The organism is Gracilibacillus pellucidus (genome assembly GCF_033949965.1).
Lineage (GTDB): Bacteria > Bacillota > Bacilli > Bacillales > Amphibacillaceae > Gracilibacillus > Gracilibacillus pellucidus.
Map to the genome: position 1 here is coordinate 174,815 of NZ_JAWZSR010000007.1, position 17,428 is coordinate 192,242.

A 17,428-nucleotide genomic window follows, 5' to 3' on the forward strand; every position below is an offset into this window, starting at 1 on the left:
AACCAAAAAAGGAGCGAGAGTAGATCATGGAGAAACTTGGACTTGCCGCTATTTTATGTTTAATGATGTTAACGATTCCTTTGATTGTACAGTCAAAAGAGGAGCAACCAGAGTTAATATCTATTGAGAAGGAAAACACGTACAATCAGATGACAGAAGAGGATACAACGGTTGATCCAAGTCCTTTAGTTGATGAATTATTAGAAAATATAAATATGGAAATAGATAATCCATTGTTAATTCAATCATTGAATGAATCGACGATTAACCCTTCTCCAATTGCATTTGGTTATCGAGCAAATGTGTATTTAGGTCACTGGCCACTGTCTTATCAATCAGAATCATCTGATATTCATTGGGATTTTCAGAACGTAAATAAGAATGAAGTGAATAATATAGCAGGAGAAAAAAACGAAGAGCTGTATTATTACCAAATTGAAGAAAAGCATGTAGAAGGTGCATTAACAGCACAAGTGACTAAAACAGATCAAATTAAACAAATGATTTTACAAAAAGCTAGAGCACAACATGACGTCCCCCTCACTTTTAAAACAGTGATAGGGAAAGAAACGAAATTAAGTAAAACCTATACAGTTCCACCATCAAAAAGTGGTGTGTTAAAAGCAAATATTCCAATGGTTAAAGATACAGGGCAAGTTACCTTTGGTGAAGTCTATTTGGAATTAAAGGGTACAAAAAAAGGTTTAGTAATAAAAAATGTAACAAAGCAAGAAGTAGGAGCCTATATCCCAATTGCTAATCATTTAACATTTGAATTCGAATCCAACTAAGCAAAGCGCATGCATTTCTCAGGAAAAAGAAATGCATGCTTTTTTCTTTAGACGAAAGAAAAGAGTAAGAAATCGATATATGAACAAAAATAAGAGGCGAGAAGAAGAAAAGTGTAAATAAAATGATATATGAACAAAAATAAGGGACGAGAGTAGAAAAAATGTAAATAAAACATTATATGAACAAAAACGAGAGTCCATAAGAGGAAAAGTGTAAATAAATCACATTAAGACATATAAGAATAGTTTTTATTGTCTGTGCGACTGACTGATTTCTAGTCCACCTTTCTTTTTCGCTAGACATGTATGCTTTTTTCAATTAGGATGAAAGAGAATATGGAAAGGGGTGAGATTGTGAGCAACGAAGAGAAGATTAAAGCATTACAACAACAACTAGAACAATTTATTGAACGCTTGGATCACCTCGATCCGGAGAAGACATCTATTGATGATGTAGATCAATTAATTCAAATGATAGAAAAAATAGAGAAAGACCTTGGTTAATAACGAAGAGAAGAGGGAAGAAATATGGAATGGGTTGTTATTATATCTGTTCTAGTTATGCTTGCCTTAAGCCTGCTTAGAATCCACGTTATTTTTGCGATTATCATTGCAGCAGTAGTTGCCGGGCTTATGGCAGGGATGAATGTTCAAGATACAATCAGTATATTGATAGAAGGAATGGGTGGACAAGGAAGTACAGCTTTAAGTTATATCTTACTAGGTGTTTTTGCTGCCATGATTAGTTATACGGGGATTACTTCTATATTAGTGAAATCTTTAATTAGAATCTTGACAGGCAAACGAGCACTGCTTGTTCTCGTCATTGCACTTATTGCATCTTTTTCACAAAATATTGTACCAGTACATATCGCATTTATTCCGATCTTAATCCCACCACTATTAATATTATTTGATCAAATGAAATTGGATCGGCGTGCTGTAGCGACAGCTTTAACATTTGGTTTGAAAGCTCCGTATTTAATGATACCAGTCGGTTATGGTCTGCTTTTTCACCAAACCATTCAAAGTGGAATGACAAATAATGGAGTAGATATTTCCATCAAAGAGAGTGCACTTTCCATGTTACTACCTGGAATTGGTATGGTTATTGGTTTATTAATTGCAGTATTTATTTCGTATCGAAAACCACGTGAAGCAAAGCAGTGGCTACCAGTTGATCATTTGAATAATGATGTGAAAAAAGAAGTTACTTTTAATAGAGCGCATGGATTAACGATTGTTGCGATATTAGGAGCATTAGTTGTACAGCTTCTGACAGAAAGTCTTGTAATTGGTGCGTTATCAGGTATTATTTTAATGGTTTTATTCTTTGCCGTACCATTGAAACAAGGAGATGCGTTTGTCCAACAAGGAGTTAGCATGATGGGGACAATTGCATTTGTTATGCTTGTTTCCTCAGGTTTTGGTGAGATTTTAAAACAAACAGGTGCAGTCGATGCATTAGTGTCATCATCATCTTCTATTTTGGGAGATAACCAAGTGCTAATTGCATTTGTTTTACTACTTGTTGGTATGTTGATTACTTTAGGAATCGGTTCTTCCTTTGGTACGATTCCGATTATTGCGGCTTTATATGTACCTATTTGCTTAGCGGCTGGCTTTTCGCCAATGGCAATCGCTGTTTTAATTGGTACTGCCGGTGCATTAGGGGATGCAGGAAGCCCTGCAAGTGATAGTACACTTGGGCCTACATCAGGATTAAGTGCAGACGGTAAACACCATCATATTTGGGATACTTGTGTGCCAACCTTTTTACACTTTAATATTCCACTGTTTGTATTTGGTTGGATTGCCAGCATTATTTTATAAAATCTTAGGATATAATCGCCTATTTAATGAAAACTAAAAATAAAAAAGGTGATTAGATGAAAAAGGTTTTTGCACTATTCATGTTGAGCTTTCTCCTATTTCAGCTTGACGTAGGAGCTGGTAGTTATGGTTGGGGATATAAGAAGGGTTCCAGTGGAGAGCCGCCAGATGTAGGAGTCTATCAGGAAATTTTAGCTAAGCATCACGGTTTTTATATGGATCCATCAGGTGAAAAAAATGTTTATTTAACATTTGATAATGGATATGAAGCTGGTTACACAGAGCAAATATTAGATGTTTTGCAAGAGAAAGAAGCACCTGCAACTTTTTTCTTAACGGGGCATTATGTGGAAGATCAGCCAGAACTAGTTCGCCGTATGGTAGCAGATGGTCATATAATTGGTAATCATTCTGATGGTCATCGTGATTTTACGAAGATCTCTAAGGAAGAATTTACAAAAGATGTTACAGACTTAACGAAGAAAATTTTGAATGTAGCAGATGATGCCGTAGTTCAATATATTCGTCCACCAAAAGGAACATTTAATGAAGAGTCTTTAAGCTGGGCTAATGAGTTAGGATATACACATATGTTTTGGTCGATTGCTTTTGTTGATTGGAATGAAGGATCTGAAAAAGGTTGGAAACATGCTTATGAACAAGTGATGAACCAAATCCATCCAGGTGCTATTATCTTGATGCACACAGTGTCACAAGATAATGCTGATGCACTAGCGTATTTAATTGATGATTTAAAAGAGCAAGGATATCAATTTAAAAGTTTAGACGATCTGATGATGAAACAGCTACTTCCAACTATATAACAAACAAAAAACCAGTTTGGCTCTGTCCAAACTGGTTTTTTCACGGAGTAAACGTCCGTAAAACCCCCACTTCAAAATTCGAGTGACGACAAAGAAGTTAAGTGGGGGATAAACGGACGCTAACGCCCTGATAAGTTTTGCTAGCAATCAATGGGATTCCCAAAACTCCCACTGATTGAAGTCTCACTTTATCTATTTATTCTTCGTCTTCTAATACATGATATGCCATATCGAATAAGGTTAATTGGCTATCTAGTAAAGGTTTGTCTGCTTGATGTTTTACGTGTGTATATCTGCCATCTGATCCTTGGATTCTCTTCTTAGCAGTATCGTTCAAAATAATTTCAAGGTTGCCAATAATTCTTGATTTTAATTTGCCTTCAAAAATAGGGAACATTAACTCTACACGTTTTACCATATTTCTTGTCATTAAATCGGCAGAGGATAAGAATATTTTTTCTTCTCCGTTATGATGGAAGTAATAAATACGTGTATGTTCTAAAAAGCGTCCGACAATACTATTAACTTGAATATTATCACTAATGCCAGGAATACCAGGACGTAAACAACAAATTCCGCGGATAATCAAGTCTACTTTTACCCCTGCTTGAGATGCTTCATAAAACTTCTTGATCAGCACCTTATCTGTTAAAGAATTCATCTTCGCGATAATTCGTCCGTTACCATAGCGTTTATGATGGTTAATTTCTTTATCGACATAACTAGTAATATCACTACGAATGTCAAATGGAGCCATTGACAAGTGATGAAAAGTTGGCTTTTCTGTATAACCACTTAAATAATTAAAGAAGTTAGTTGCATCGATTCCAAATTTGCGCTTCGTGGTGATGTAGGACATGTCTGTATAGAATTTAGCTGTTTGATCATTATAATTACCAGTTCCAAGGTGTACAACACGTTCAATACCACCTGCTGTTTTGCGAACAACTAATGTGATTTTACTATGTGTTTTCAAGGAAATCATACCGTAAATAACGTGACAGCCGGCTTTTTCTAATTCTTTTGCCCATTGTACATTATTTTCTTCATCAAATCGTGCTTTTAGTTCTACTAGGACGGTTACTTGCTTTCCGTTTTCAGCTGCGCGTTTTAAGCCAGCAATAATCGGTGAGTCACCACTTACACGATATAATGTTTGTTTTATAGCTAATACTTCAGGATCACTAGCAGCCTCACGAACTAGGTCTACAATTGGCTCGAATGATTCGTAAGGGTGATGTAAAAACAAATCACGTTTTCGAGCTGCTTCAAATACATTTTCACCTTCATGAATGTCTTGCGCTGGTTGTGGGATTAATGTTTCATACAATAAGTGTTCATAATCCTTTTTGACATGACCATAGAAATCTTGTAAGAAAGTGAGATCGAGAGGTCCGTTAATCAAGTATAGATCCTTCTCGTGAATTTCTAGCACTCTTAATAAGAAGTCAACCATTCCTTGAGCATATTCGCGTTCATCAACTTCCAGTCGGACAGCCGCACCCCATTTTCTTTTCTTCAATTCTTTTTCAATTTCTTTAAGAAGATCTCGTGCTCCTTCTTCGTGGATTTCCATATCAGCATTTCGTGTAATACGGAATGTTGTAGCTGTTCTTATTTGATAGCCTTTGAAAAATTTATGTATGAAATGACGAATTAAATCTTCTAATAATATATATTGATGGGAGCTGCCTACTTGAATAAATCGATCAAGTATAGCAGGTACTTGCACGATAGCTGTTTTGACTGGATCATCTCCATATAGATGATCTAATTGAACTGCAAGATTAATTGATTTGTTTAATAGCATAGGAAAGGCACGATAGGCATCAATTGCCATCGGTGTTAGAATAGGAAAAATTTGCTCATCAAAATAGAGTTCTAATTGATTGATTTGCTCGATACTTAAGTCATCCATTCCGATTAAATGGATATCTTCTGCCTTCAATAATGGAACTAACGTATCAAATAATTGATATTGTTGCTCAATAAGCTCATGATTAAACGCAGAGATTTGTGATAATTGTTTCTTCGGAGTAAGTCCGGACTTATTATCAGGACGGTTAAAATTAGCCTTGACTTGATCCTTTAATCCAGCAACACGAACCATAAAGAATTCGTCCAAATTAGAGGAAAAGATAGCAAGGAAACGTAGTCTTTCTAAGAGTGGATTCGTTTCATCACCAGCTTCTCCTAATACGCGTTTGTTAAAGGCTAGCCAACTTAACTCACGGTTGTTATAGTAAGCAGGAAGCTCTAAATTTTTCTCTTGTTTGACTGTTGACATCTTCTATCACCCTTTTTCGACATTCTCTTTCTCTATCATAACGTTTCTCTATCATTTTTTCTTACTTATCATGTTAAGTTTTTGTAAATTAAGAATTTAATAATCGAATCGTAATTCAACATCTTGTTTAATAGCTTTTTCTAAATGTTTTTTCTGTTTTTCTGATTGATACTCCTCAGGCTTGGCATCACCAGCACAGTGTAAAGTGAGGGCTAACTTCTCTTTTGACAGATTGCAATCTATCTTCTTAATTACTTGCCGCTTAGTAGCGTCTAACGAGTAGCTGAATTTTAGTAAGGAACCAAGCTGTCGCAATTTTTTCTGTTCTTCTTTTAAAAACCATTCTTTGTAAGGTTTAATAAACTGTTTAAACACCGTTTTATTTTTGTAAGATGCAATTAAAGCAAGCTCTAGGCGATCTTTGTGCATCAAACCATCAATGGTTCGATTAGCAAGCAAATAGAAGGTATGTTGTGCACTTGATTCAGCATCAATATATTCACCAAGGTGGTAAAGAAAACTAGCTTTCTTTACTAAATTCCAATCTTTCTTCGTTAAGTGGAGTAGACCGCTATCTTTTACATAATCGAAAAGCTGTCTAGTTAAATATTGAACATGTAGTATATGTTTTGGATTAAGGTCATAATCGTTTATTAGTTCTTGAATACTATCTTCTAATACGTTAGGAAAAAGAATCGAGCCCATTTCTTTCGATAAATGTTCGTAAAAAACACCATCTCTAAGACCTTTTCTGCTTAAAATAAAGCTGTCAGCCTGAACGATGTGATATAAATTATGGAAGACTTCGATGGCAGGTATAATGATATCTGCTCTATCTTTTGATAAGCCTTCTACTTTGGTAAGCTTATTCGCTTCTATAGAGGTTAAGTAATTACTAATTTGTGCAATATCTGAGTCATACATTTTATATTGATGTAGTCCAGCTAGTGGGTATTTTTTAATGTTTTGATCGATTTGTGCCATGTTTCGCGCACTACCACCAATTGCGATAAGTGGAACAGCTTTATTTTGTAACCATGGTAAGATCGCGAATTGATCTCTCAAATATTGCCGCAATTCAGACAATTCTTTTTTTGTAGGTATGGCATTTTTGAAAAAATCTTTTAATGTTAAAGCACCAAATGGAAAACTGTGAGCGTGCCGTAACTCTCGATTTTCGAAGTAAGTAACTTCTGTACTACCACCACCAATATCAATTGTTATACCCGTTTCGATTGATGTTGAGTTAACCACTGCTAAATAGCCATAGTAAGCTTCCTCTTCTTCTGATAGAATATTAATGGTCATTCCAGTCTGTTGTTGTACTTCACGAACGATGGCCTTATTGTTTCTAGCTTGTCTGATCGTTGCGGTAGCAACACAAACGACATCTTCTAATTGATAAGTTGACAACACTTCTTTGAAACTTTTTAGTGTTTTTATTAGTCGTTTGATCCCTGCTTTATTCAATTTGTTACCCTCTTCTAAGAAGGTGCGCAAGCGGGCAACAGCTTTTACATTTTCTACTTCTTTCAATCTGCCGCCTTTCTCACGAACATAGATAACAAGTCGCATAGTATTGGATCCGATGTCGACGATAGCATAGTATAGTTTTTCCATTGTGTCCCCCTATGTTTATGTGTATTCTGGTATATTATATCATAATTTAGCAGAATATCTGTAATTTGGAAAGGGGATTTTTACCATGTGGTCAGAAAAAATGGAATTAGAAACACCGTACGATTTTGATTATTTATTATTTCGTTTAGAAATAGATACGTTGAACCATGTCGATCGAGATAATCGCAGTATATCTGTTCCTTTACGTATGAACGAGACAAAACATGTCGTTAAAGTAACTGCAAAAGGTACAACAACAAAGCCTCTATTTATAATAGAAGGTCATGATGAAGGCGATAAAAATGATTTATTAGAGCGGATTATCGACATTTTTGCATGGGAAGAGGATTTACATGTCATCGGGAACTTTTTTGCTAAGACTGATTTAGCAGATTTATTTGAAATGTATCCCGCAACACCACTTATCCGAGAATTTGATCCTTTTCATAACTTAATGAAGACGATTATCCATCAACAACTAAACACAGCTTTTGCTGAAACGTTAACAGCACGTTTTGTAAAGAAATACGGCGAGAAAGTTGATGGTGTCTGGTTTTATCCTACAGCTGAACAAGTAGCAAACATTCCTTATCAAGAGCTGAGGGAGATGCAATTCAGTACAAGAAAAGCAGAGTATGTGATTGATACCGCAAAGAAAATTGCTGCTAATGAGCTTTCTTTAACCGATTTATATAATGAAAATGACCAAGAAGTAATGGAACAACTAATGAAAATTCGCGGAATTGGTGCATGGACAGCTCAAAACTGGTTGATGTTTTCACTCAGCAGGAAAGATTTATTCCCTGCGAGCGATATAGGTATCAGACGAGCGTTACAGCATTACCTGCAACTAGACAAAAAGCCGACTGCATTACAAGCAGAAGAGTGGAGCAGGGCATGGAAACCATACCGCTCCTATGCAACGATGACTTTATGGCGTAGTATTGAAGAAACTTAAGATGATATGTTTGTCATCAGTTGTTTATAATTGTTTGCTTGTGTTTGGTCACCTTTTGCTAAATAGCTCTTGTATAAATATTGAATCGGAGCGGGATCATTTGGTGACAATTCCATTTCCCATTCAAAACAAGCAATTGCTTGATCATACTGCTCTAAGTCAAAGTAAATTTCCCCTAAGGCAAATTGTTTGTCAGGATTGTCAGAAAACTGGTCCATTTTCTGTAGCTTTTGCATGATTGGTAGCTCTGTATTTTTAAGTTCTGTAATGATTTCCTTTAATGATAAATGTGGTAAAAGCTTTTTAATTGTTTGATGTAATGTTCTCTCGAGCTGCGCAGTGTCATTTTTGTAAACATATATTAGCGCATGTAGGACAGCCCGATAATTAGTTGCTAGTCGTTTGCTGGATGCCATAGTCAATACCTTTTCAAATAGAGCACGGTCATTAATTGCTTCCGTATGATGAAGATAGTAGTGTAAGATCTCGGAATATCCTTCGACTTTTACGAGTATATCAATGATTTCCTGTGGTTTTGGGTATTGTGTTAATACCTCTCCCCAGAGTGCAATTTGATCCTCTTTATCTAGCTGTTCAGTGATTAATTGTTCAAGCTTTATTACCATGTTTTTAGAAGTACATTTAATAAACGTAAGTAGTAAGAGATCAAACTTACGCTTTTCTTTATCGTATTGTTCGATGAATGTGTTTATGACTGATTCAGGGAAATGTTGCTCAAAATAAACAGATTCTAAATAGAGAGGATCTGACCATTCCTTTGTTAGTTGGTCAAGGTTACGGTACTGTTCTTTATATTTTTGAAAGTCAAAGTGTTGAAGCATCTCTTTTACGAAAGGATCGTGTGGACGGACTTGTGCATAATTAGCTATAATACGAAAAGCTTTCTTTAATTGACCGTTGCGGCGATAGTTGTAAAATGTGTTTTTGCAAAGTGCCGTGATTTTTTTGTTATTGACGTAATTGTCGAACATGGCAAGTATGTAGAGCGTTTCTAATTCACTATATTTATTGGATAATTTTTGCACCATTTGATTATTAGCTGTTAGACGATACGTGTCCTCTTGAAGTAGTACGTGTATTAATGGATGGTTTCCGGCGAACGATATGCCAGATTGAAGTGCTGTTTTTAGAAAGGATTGCAATTTGATAGAGGTAGTTTTTTTGGCATTAATGTAGCGGTCTTTATAGAAAAATAAATAATAAGTTTGATTTTTTTTACTAGTAGCTTCGATAATTTTTGCTTGTTTATAGACGGTCATCTTGGCAACTTTGACACGCATTGTCTTTTTGTTATGCATCAACTGGATAGTTGTCATATATGAAACAACTCCTTCTTTAAATAACAGATTAATTATAGTGTAGCACAAATTGTCTGTTGGAAAAAGGAAGGAGTAAATGTTAAGTGTTTGTAATCTTTTGGGCGCAAAATAATTTGTACCTGATTTGTGTGATAAAATAGAAGAAAAATACTTAGGGGGATTTATGTGCTAAAAGAAATCTTGTGGACGATATTCTTAGCCATATTACTCGTATTTGTTCCTTTCGGTGTTGTTATATAGAAAAATTAATAGAAGTTAGAGCAACCTGCACATGTAGGTTGCTTTTTGTTTTGTAAGGAGTGAAGCATTGTTTTAGAAGTGTCATCAAATCTATATGCTGACAAAAAGAGGAGAGAAATAGCTCAGAAATGTTAACAAATCAATGCACAAGCAAAGATGTACTGATAATAGCAAGTTATTGTATTCTGTGATAGCCCCTTTTAAGTTTAGAGATGGAATAATCGTTATATTTTTTGAGCAAACTTCTTGAAAGTCAAAAAAGGTCAGATTATAATAATAAACAAGAAAGGTCAAATATAGTCAAAGTCAAAATTGACTTTGAAATAATTGAAGGAGGAATGACATATGAAATGCCAACATTGTGGTGTTCATCAAGCAACAATTAGTGTAAACCTTCGAATCAATAATCAAAATGAATCTTTACATGTTTGTGAATCATGCTTTCAAGATATAAAAAATCAAATGAAAAATCCATCTGGAATGTTTGGAGGACAAGGATTTGAAGGCTTTTTTAACGGAGAAGCTAACGGATCTAACCAAGCATATACAAAAGCAAATACCCAAAAAGGTAGCAAAGGTAATGGTTTGATTGATCAATTAGGTAAAAACTTAACCGATGCTGCACGAGCAGGATTAATAGATCCTGTTATCGGACGTGATGAAGAAGTTAAACGAGTGATTGAAACATTAAATCGCCGTAACAAAAATAACCCTGTATTAATCGGAGAGCCAGGTGTTGGTAAAACAGCAATTGCTGAAGGGCTAGCACTCAAAGTAGCAGAAGGAAATGTACCATCAAAATTATTAGATAAAGATATTTACCTTTTAGATGTAGCGTCACTAGTTGCTAATACAGGAGTTCGTGGTCAATTTGAAGAACGAATGAAAAAATTAGTATCTGAATTACAAGAACGTCAAAACGTTATTCTTTTCGTAGATGAAATCCATTTACTAGTAGGAGCAGGTACAGCAGAAGGTTCACAAATGGATGCTGGAAATATTCTAAAACCTGCATTAGCGCGAGGCGAATTACAATTGATCGGTGCTACAACATTAAAAGAGTATCGACAAATTGAAAAAGATGCAGCGCTCGAGCGTAGATTCCAGCCTATTAAGGTGAAAGAACCGTCCTTAGAAGAAGCGGAACAAATTTTACATGGCTTAAAAGAACGATATGAGAAATATCATAAAGTAAGTTATCCTGAGGACGTTTTAAATGCAGCGGTAAGATTATCAAAACGTTATATTCAAGACCGTTTCTTACCTGATAAAGCAATTGATTTAATTGATGAAGCAGGTGCACGTCTTAACCTTGAAGTGAGTGAATCCGATCACGATGCATTACAAAATCGGCTTGATGAGATTGCAAAAGAGAAAATGGAAGCTGCCGAAAAAGAAGATTATGAACGTGCAGCGAATTTAAGGCATCAAGAAATTAAACTGGAGAAAAAATTAGCAGAAACGAAAGAAGCACCAAAAGCAGAAGTAACTATTGAAGATATTCAATTAATTATAGAAGAGAAAACAGGCATTCCAGTTCGAAAAATTCAGGCAGATGAACAGTCTAAAATGAAAAGCTTAGCAACTAACCTAAGTGAGAAGGTCATTGGTCAACAAGTTGCTGTCGATAAAGTTGCAAAAGCAGTCCGTCGTAGCCGTGCTGGATTAAAAGCAAAACATCGCCCAATCGGTTCATTCCTTTTTGTTGGACCAACAGGTGTCGGTAAAACGGAATTAACTAAAGCATTAGCAGAAGAATTATTTGGCACGAAAGATGCGATGATTCGCCTTGATATGAGTGAATATATGGAGAAACATACAGTCTCCAAAATTATCGGTTCACCACCGGGATATGTCGGCCATGAAGAAGCAGGACAATTAACAGAAAAAGTACGTCATAATCCATACAGCTTAATACTGTTAGATGAAATTGAAAAAGCACATCCAGACGTACAAAATATGTTCCTGCAAATTATGGAAGACGGTCAATTAACGGATAGTCATGGTAGAACAGTGAGCTTCAAAGATGCTGTTATTATAATGACAAGTAATGCCGGAACTGGCGCGAAGAAAATTACAGTAGGTTTCAATAACGATAACAATGAAGCTGTATCAACACTTGAAACATTGGGCAACTATTTCAAGCCAGAATTCCTGAACCGTTTTGATGCGATTATTCCATTCAATGAATTAGAACAAGAAGATCTACTTCAAATCGTAGACTTAATGATTGCCGAATTGAGTGTGCAATTAAATGAAGCGGAACTTGACATTACTGTGAGCGATGATGCGAAGAAATTCCTTGCTAAGAAAGGCTATGATCCTCGTTTTGGTGCACGTCCATTACGTCGTGTTATACAAGAAAAAGTAGAAGATGGCATTACAGATCTAGTCTTGGAAGAAGAGGATGTTAAACAAATAGAAATTATATTCGAAGAAGAAGATATTGTTGTGAAAAAAAGCGCTAGTTAATGATAGCAACAAAACGCTGTAAAAACAACGCTTGGAGAAGCTACTGCTCCAAGCGTTGTTTTATTATAACCATTCTTCCGCTAAAAGTCCGTAAACGACATGGTCTACATAATGGTCATACAGCCATTCTGCCATTCTGCTTGTCTTAACCTTCCTTCTTCTTCAAAACCAAAAAGTTCGGGGAGTACTCTACTTTTATTGTTTTCAGTAGCGACATGTACCTCGATTTTATTCAGTTCAAGATCTTTAAATCCATACTTAATAATAGATGGAAAAGCTCTCACCATAATACCATTACCTTGGAATTCTTCTCCTAACCAATAACCTATCTTTCCTACTTTATTCTGTTTATCTATCGTGTTAAAACTTATGGTTCCTGCCATTTCTCCGTGATAAATAATAGCAAAAGATGTTGGAAAGCCACCATTTGCAGCAAAAGCTTTTAATCTAGATCTGATACTCTGAATAGTATCTTCTATACAGTTAATGTGGTCGAGCCAGCCTAGCCATTCTCGTAAATATTCTTTTGAATGAATAGTCAAATGGTAAAATTCTTCAGCATCGTTTTCATTAAACATTCTTAAAGAGACGTCTTCATCAATACTATGTATGAACAATTTTAACTGCTCCTTTTATTCTATTCTTTTCATTAGATCTATATTATCATAAAAAAATCCAAACTTTTTCGTTCATTGTATGTCTAATATAGGAGAGGAAAAAAGGGGGCTGTGCGATGAATGGTGTAACAAAGAAAGATTTTCAAAAAAATAATGATGCCTTCGTATACATTATTACTACATATCGAGAAGATTTATTTCGAACAGCGATTGCTTTTTTGAATAATAAAGAAGCGGCACTAGAAGCAATACAAGAAGTAACCTTCCGAGCCTATAAAAAGCGAAAGCAACTACGAGATATACGCTATGTAAAAACATGGCTAATCCGAATTATGATTAATTATTGCAATGATGTTATTAAAAAATCTAAACGACAGACAGATGAGCGAATGCTGGATAGTAGAGCAACAACTGATTCTGATATTAGTATCTGGTTGAAAGATTCTATTCGTTATTTGAACAAGTCTGAACAGGAATTGATTTATTTGAAATACTTTCAGGAGATGACATTTGTAGAATTAGCTGATCAATTGAAAATACCTGAGAGTACGGTAAAAACGAGAATCTATAGTGCGTTGAGCAAATTGAAAAAGCAAATAGTAGATGAGGGAGGGAAGCTGTAATGAAAAATCATTTAAAAGCATGGAAAAAGCAATATCAAGAGATAGAAATAACAGAACGAGAGTTCAATCAAGCGATTGAAGCAGGTATGCAAAAGGCGGTTAAAAGACACCGAAGAAAGCAACTTGGTATTATTCCCAGCGTGACAATAGCCGTAATCCTTCTATCATTGATTCTGATTATTAATGCTTCTCCTACGTTTGCAGCACAGATGGCTAAGATTCCAGGTATGGAAAGAATTATCGAACTTGTTCAATTTGATAAAGGTAAAACAGCGGCAATAGAGAATGACTATTACCAAGCAATTAATCGCTCAGTAACAAAAGGAGATATTACCTTTACGTTAGATGGGGTTATAAGAGATGAGAACGGGTTAGTGCTATTCTACACAATTACGAGTGCTAATGAGCTTCATGACGTCTGGATTGAGGAGAATTCTATCACCAATGACAATGGGGAGGAAATGCTAGACGACATGACAAGTTATGGATCACTTGATGAAGAAAACAGGGGAACAATGGAATATTATACAAAAGAAGAGCCGATCGAATTTGATAATTTTGTTTTTCATGGAGAGATTGTTGGCACAGAAATATTAGACGATGGACGTCGGCAACAAGTTAGAGAGAATATCTCTATCGATTTCCATGCTGAGAATACGAAGGAAGCTATTCACTATCAGATTGATAAAACAGTTATGGTAGAAGGTCAAAAAATCCATGTGAACTCTGTGACGATTCAGCCACTTCGAACAACTGTAAATCTTTATGCAGATCCTGATAATGAAATGAAAATATTAGCGTTCGATGATCTTGCGATTGTGGATCAAAAAGGCGAGGATTGGTCTAGTATGTCAAATGGTATTGTTTCAACAGATAATCCAGAGGACGAAAGCTATCATTTATATTTACAAAGTAATTATTTTGAACAGCCAACATCCTTAACATTAAAGTTATCGAAAGTTCAAGCGGTAGAGCGCGAACACGATTATTTCCGATTTGATTTAGACAATGAGGAGATTCTTTATGATCCATATGATATGTTTTTTGATATGTCCTATGAATATGGAGAGCTTTCTCTTTCAATGCATGCAAGGGATGACTTTGGTACATTTGTGTTTGGTGATGTTTTTGATCTAAACGGTGATAAGTTGGAAGAAAGTTATAACACACAAGGTGTACGTGTAGATGATAAGGTTAGAAAATTTATGTACACTATTAATACTACTGAGCCGATTGTTGATGTTCAGATAGTTGGTTATCCTAATTGGCTTGAAGAGGAAATAGAAATTCCGTTGAAATAAAAAAAGCACGGCTGGTAGTCAAATGACGAACCAACCGTGCTTATTGAGTAGGTATTACTTTATCACGGTACAAATATCCGTAATACTCCACTGGTTGAAGTCTCACTTTATCTGTATGCAACACAGAATCAATTTATTAACGAAACATAACTTTAAAGGTTAAAACCATACAAGTTAACAGGTTCGGATTCCTTCTTTTAGGACGCTTCATGTTTGTTCCTCCTTCCATTGTAATGGGGTAGAACTTTGGCATAAACGTCAGTGTCATACAAATTTTAAGTTAAATTTTCACACCCTCCTGTAATCGTTTTTTTATGTTATTGTAAGAATAGCAGAGAGGAAGTCTTTACCAAAGTGGCTTGTCAGAATATGTAACAACTTATTTTAAGGGAATGAACAACAACGAGTAAGATATAATAAACTATAAAAAGGAGCATTTCTCCATGATCAATCAACAAAATGAATATGGTGACATGAAACGTGTCATCGTTTGCCCGCCAAAATATATGAAAATAAAGAAGATAATCAATGAAACACAAAAACATTATGAAGATGAAAACATTGATGCTGAGATTGCGATGGAGCAACACCAACAATTTGTCCAAACGTTGAAAGAAATGGATATAGAAGTGATCGAGCTTACACCTGCTCAAGTCCTTAATGAACAAGTTTTTACAAGAGACATTGGCTTTGTAGTAGACGACATTCTTTTTACATGTGAAATGGAAAGTGAGATTAGGAAGCCTGAAATAAACGTATTACATACATTGCTGAAGCATGAACAGATACTATATACCCCACTTACTACACCGTCAATAGAAGGTGGAGATGTCATTGTGGCACAAGATAAACTATTTATTGGCGATAGTGGGCGTACCACAATAGAGGCAATAAATGATTTACAAAGGCAATTGCCGGATAAAGAGGTTATTCCACTACCTATTAGAGAAGATATCCTTCATTTAGATTGTTGCTTTAATTTAGTGAGTGACAAGGTAGGTATTATTTATAGTGACGCATTTCAGGCGCAAGATCGTAATATGCTACATAATGAATTTGATTTAATTGAAGTCCCTGTTGAAGAGCATTTTACACTAGGTACTAATGTGTTTTCGATTGGAGAAGGTAAGGTTATATCATTGCCTGAAAATAAACAAGTAAATAAGCAATTAAGTGAAAGAGGATTCCAAGTAATTGAAGTTCCTTTTTCTGAAATAATTAAATCTGGTGGCTCTTTTAGATGCTGCACATTACCAATAGAAAGAATGAATTAGGGAGGATTGTAAGATGAGAATCGGAGTGCCTAAAGAAATTAAAAAGAATGAAAATCGAGTGGCTATTACGCCAGCAGGAGTGGTGATGCTAGTACAGGCAGGTCATCAAGTAACAATAGAGACTGGTGCAGGGCTGGGAAGTGGAATTACAGACCAGGAATACAAAGCTAGTGGTGCAACGATTGTAGAGACAGCTGAACTAGCGTGGGCTGAGGAATTAGTTGTGAAGGTTAAAGAGCCTCAGCCCTCAGAGTATGCCTTTTTCCGTGAAGATTTACTTCTTTTCACCTATTTGCATTTAGCAGCAGAAAAAGATGTGTTAGAGGCATTGTTACAACATAAAACAACAGGAATTGCCTATGAAACCTTACAATTAGAAAGTGGAGCCTTACCGTTGCTTGCACCGATGAGTGAAATTGCAGGGAGAATGGCTGTGCAAGCTGGTGTTAGATTCCTCGAAAAAATCCATGGTGGAAAAGGTGTGCTGGCAGGTGGAGTACCAGGCGTATCGCCAGCTAATGTTGTCATTGTTGGTGGAGGATTAGTAGGTACAAATGCGGCGAAAATTGCTATTGGTTTAGGAGCAAACGTAACTTTACTTGATATTAACATTGATCGATTACGACAACTAGAAGATCAATTCCAAGGTAAACTCCGTACTTTAGCATCTAATGAATTTAATCTAATGGAACAAGTTAGTAAAGCTGATTTAGTCGTTGGTGCAGTCCTTATTCCGGGAGCAAAGGCGCCAAAATTAATCACAGAAGATATGGTGAAAAGCATGCAACCTGGATCTGTTGTAGTGGATGTAGCGGTTGACCAAGGTGGATCAATTGAAACAGTAGACCGTGTTACCACACACGAGGATCCAGTGTTTATCAAACATGATGTAATCCATTATGCTGTGGCCAATATTCCTGGAGCAGTATCACGAACTGCTACGTATGCATTAACAAATGTAACTGCACCATACATTTTGAAATTAGCAAATCAAGGTTTAGCGAAATGTCGAGAAACAGATCCTGCCTTTGCCAAAGCAATTAATACGTATAAAGGTGAAATCGTGCACGAAGCAGTTGCAGCAGTGTATAACAAAAGGTAATGAGAGTGTAGAAAAAATCATATATGAACAAAAAAGAGAGCGAACCGAATGGAGAGTGTAGAAAAAATCATATATGAACAAAAAAGAGAGCGAACCGAATGGAGAGTGTAGAAAAAATCATATATGAACAAAAAAGAGAGCGAACC

Annotated in this window: 14 protein-coding genes; 10 read left to right on the top strand and 4 right to left on the bottom strand. The window is 35.7% G+C overall.

Annotation, left to right across the window (positions count from 1 at the left end; translation table 11 throughout):
* Positions 1 to 26 precede the first annotated feature (26 nt).
* From SH601_RS12980 to pdaA, 4 genes are all read left to right on the top strand, one after another.
* Complete coding sequence (locus SH601_RS12980) at positions 27 to 791, top strand: YfkD family protein (protein ID WP_319958753.1); 765 nt, start codon at positions 27 to 29, stop codon at positions 789 to 791.
* Positions 792 to 1,127: 336 nt separating this feature from the next.
* Positions 1,128 to 1,295 (top strand): SE1561 family protein, encoded by a 168-nt coding sequence (locus SH601_RS12985; RefSeq protein WP_319958754.1) that lies wholly within the window; start codon positions 1,128 to 1,130, stop codon positions 1,293 to 1,295.
* A 24-nt stretch (positions 1,296 to 1,319) separates the two neighbouring features.
* Positions 1,320 to 2,624: a Na+/H+ antiporter family protein gene (locus SH601_RS12990; RefSeq protein WP_319958755.1), complete on the top strand. Its 1,305-nt coding sequence runs from the start codon at positions 1,320 to 1,322 to the stop codon at positions 2,622 to 2,624.
* 56 nt (positions 2,625 to 2,680) lie between these two features.
* A complete protein-coding gene (gene pdaA / locus SH601_RS12995) occupies positions 2,681 to 3,448 on the top strand; it encodes a delta-lactam-biosynthetic de-N-acetylase (RefSeq protein WP_319958756.1) in 768 nt (255 codons plus the stop codon).
* Between the two features lie 196 nt (positions 3,449 to 3,644).
* On the opposite strand, the gene SH601_RS13000 is transcribed toward pdaA, so the two are convergent.
* Together SH601_RS13000 and ppx are read right to left on the bottom strand one after the other, a co-directional pair.
* Entirely contained in the window at positions 3,645 to 5,735 is a 2,091-nt protein-coding gene (locus tag SH601_RS13000) for an RNA degradosome polyphosphate kinase (protein ID WP_319958757.1), read from the bottom strand.
* A 96-nt stretch (positions 5,736 to 5,831) separates the two neighbouring features.
* Positions 5,832 to 7,355, bottom strand: coding sequence for an exopolyphosphatase (ppx, locus tag SH601_RS13005; RefSeq protein ID WP_319958758.1), 1,524 nt, complete (start codon positions 7,353 to 7,355; stop codon positions 5,832 to 5,834).
* 85 nt (positions 7,356 to 7,440) lie between these two features.
* Here ppx and SH601_RS13010 point away from each other — a divergent pair, with 85 nt between their 5' ends.
* Positions 7,441 to 8,313, top strand: a complete 873-nt coding sequence (locus SH601_RS13010; protein WP_319958759.1) for a DNA-3-methyladenine glycosylase family protein — start codon at positions 7,441 to 7,443, stop codon at positions 8,311 to 8,313.
* On the opposite strand, the gene SH601_RS13015 is transcribed toward SH601_RS13010, so the two are convergent.
* Positions 8,310 to 9,650 carry a tetratricopeptide repeat protein gene (locus tag SH601_RS13015; protein ID WP_319958760.1) on the bottom strand — a complete coding sequence of 447 codons (1,341 nt, stop codon included), beginning with the start codon at positions 9,648 to 9,650 and terminating at the stop codon, positions 8,310 to 8,312. The genes SH601_RS13010 and SH601_RS13015 overlap by 4 nt on opposite strands.
* Before the next feature lie 588 nt (positions 9,651 to 10,238).
* Between SH601_RS13015 and SH601_RS13020 the strand changes: the two genes are divergently transcribed.
* The gene (locus SH601_RS13020) at positions 10,239 to 12,365 is read left to right on the top strand and encodes an ATP-dependent Clp protease ATP-binding subunit (RefSeq protein ID WP_319958761.1); all 2,127 of its coding nucleotides are present in this window, start codon (positions 10,239 to 10,241) and stop codon (positions 12,363 to 12,365) included.
* 104 nt (positions 12,366 to 12,469) lie between these two features.
* Here the strand turns inward: SH601_RS13020 and SH601_RS13025 are convergent, their stop codons facing one another.
* Positions 12,470 to 12,982: a GNAT family N-acetyltransferase gene (locus tag SH601_RS13025; protein WP_319958762.1), complete on the bottom strand. Its 513-nt coding sequence runs from the start codon at positions 12,980 to 12,982 to the stop codon at positions 12,470 to 12,472.
* 116 nt (positions 12,983 to 13,098) lie between these two features.
* On the opposite strand from SH601_RS13025, the gene SH601_RS13030 reads away from it, so the two are divergent.
* The 4 genes from SH601_RS13030 (at position 13,099) to ald (ending at position 17,282) form a co-directional block, all read left to right on the top strand.
* Positions 13,099 to 13,605, top strand: coding sequence for an RNA polymerase sigma factor (locus tag SH601_RS13030; protein ID WP_319958763.1), 507 nt, complete (start codon positions 13,099 to 13,101; stop codon positions 13,603 to 13,605).
* Positions 13,605 to 14,906, top strand: a complete 1,302-nt coding sequence (locus SH601_RS13035; RefSeq protein WP_319958764.1) for a DUF4179 domain-containing protein — start codon at positions 13,605 to 13,607, stop codon at positions 14,904 to 14,906. The genes SH601_RS13030 and SH601_RS13035 overlap by 1 nt, the downstream gene beginning before the upstream one ends.
* A 443-nt stretch (positions 14,907 to 15,349) precedes the next feature.
* A complete protein-coding gene (locus SH601_RS13040) occupies positions 15,350 to 16,180 on the top strand; it encodes a dimethylarginine dimethylaminohydrolase family protein (RefSeq protein ID WP_319958765.1) in 831 nt (276 codons plus the stop codon).
* A 13-nt stretch (positions 16,181 to 16,193) separates the two neighbouring features.
* Complete coding sequence (gene ald, locus SH601_RS13045) at positions 16,194 to 17,282, top strand: alanine dehydrogenase (RefSeq protein WP_319958766.1); 1,089 nt, start codon at positions 16,194 to 16,196, stop codon at positions 17,280 to 17,282.
* Positions 17,283 to 17,428: the final 146 nt, after the last annotated feature.